The sequence below is a fragment of the Acinetobacter sp. YH12235 genome (assembly GCF_013417705.1).
GTDB lineage: Bacteria > Pseudomonadota > Gammaproteobacteria > Pseudomonadales > Moraxellaceae > Acinetobacter.
This window is the reverse complement of sequence record NZ_VPDL01000061.1, coordinates 1-1,476: the sequence shown is the minus strand read 5'-3', so window position 1 is coordinate 1,476 and position 1,476 is coordinate 1. Positions and strand designations below refer to the sequence as shown.

Genomic DNA, 1,476 nt, shown 5'->3' with positions numbered 1-1,476 from the left:
GTAAATTTTCAGCGTTGCTGGCTCCCCGTCAGCCGGATTGGGTTGCATCGCAGGGGTGTCGAAAGAGTCAACTGCGGTCCAAAGCTGTTGGACTTGGGTGAAAAGGGCGTTTATTCTTCCTATACGTATAGGAAACCTTTATTATACGGTTATAGTAAAAAGGGGGAGAGGAATCTTCCTCTTTTTTATTTTAAAGGGAGATCTCCCATGACACTTCGTAGAAAAGGGTACATCAATGAATTTGATGGCTTATTTGTGATACCAACAATCGGATTAATCCTGTTGAAATTTTATATTTCTATATTTAGAGCATAGGCAGATTGCCTGTGCTCTTTATTTTGTTTGTTTTAAATTGGTATTGAATGATACCAATATTACATGATTAATGGAGGAGATTATTTATGACATTTAATAACAATGAAAATACACGTGTGTGGTTTATTACAGGTGCAAGCAGTGGACTAGGATACGAATTCACAAAAAAAGCATTGGAGTCAGGAGAGAAGGTTGTTGGTGTTGCTAGAAATATTGAAAAACTGAATGAGTTAAAATGCCAGTTTGAAGGAATGTTACTTCCTTTAAGTCTTGATGTTACTGATAGAAGTGCTGTTTCGACTACAGTGGAAACTGCCATTAAACATTTTGGAAGACTCGATATTGTCATTAACAATGCAGGGAATATGGTAATGGGAATGATTGAAGAATTTAGTGAAGATGAAGTTAGAAGCCAAATGGAAACTAATTTCTTCGGTACAGTATGGGTAAGTCAAGCTGTTATGCCGTACTTGCGGGCACAAGAATCAGGTCATATTATCCAGATATCTAGTATTGGTGGACTGATTAGTGGTCCAATGTCGGGAATCTATAGCGCTAGTAAATTTGCTTTAGAAGGATTTAGCGAGGCTTTAGCACAAGAAGCTGCACATTTTGGTATAAAAGTATCTATCGTAGAACCTGGAGGTTACTGGACGAATCTATACTTAAAAATGAGTTTTACTACACAGAAAAAAGAGTATGATTCATTACGTGAAAAGTTGGCCCAACAATATTCAAACGAATCGGTGGATAGTGATCCTAAGTTAGCCGCCGAAGCTATAATGAAACTGGTTAATAGTGAGAATCCGCCTCTCCGATTAGTTCTGGGAAGCCTTGTATATGATTTAGCTGTTGAAAATGCAGAAAAACGTATATTTACATGGAAAGAGTGGGAATCAGTCAGTCGTTCTTCGGAACATGGGATTCCTGCACCAGAAGGATACGGAATAATTGAGGAATAGAAACCCTAAGAAATAAACTCTCTAAACTACAAAAACTAATTAATGATTTAATATGTTTATTAACTTAATCACCGGGCGCAACGGCTTTCGTCATTGCGTCTCTGGGAGCAGCTTGGTCTTCAACTGCACCGGCCTTTGTCGCTTTCCGTCTACTTCAAGCAGTGGGCGCGTCGGCCATGCTGGTGGCGACGTTCGCGAC

The 1,476-nt window shown here is 39.2% G+C and carries 2 protein-coding genes and 1 pseudogene; all 3 read left to right on the top strand.

All coding sequences use genetic code 11. The features are described 5' to 3' along the window. Positions 1-315: hypothetical protein (locus FTV13_RS15640; protein ID WP_218944809.1), on the top strand; the 315-nt coding region annotated here is incomplete at its 5' end. Positions 316-401: 86 nt separating this feature from the next. Further along, entirely contained in the window at positions 402-1,277 is an 876-nt protein-coding gene (locus FTV13_RS15470; protein WP_078081115.1) for an SDR family oxidoreductase, read from the top strand. A gap of 74 nt (positions 1,278-1,351) precedes the next feature. Beyond that, positions 1,352-1,476: pseudogene (locus FTV13_RS15465) on the top strand (CmlA/FloR family chloramphenicol efflux MFS transporter); the annotation flags it as partial.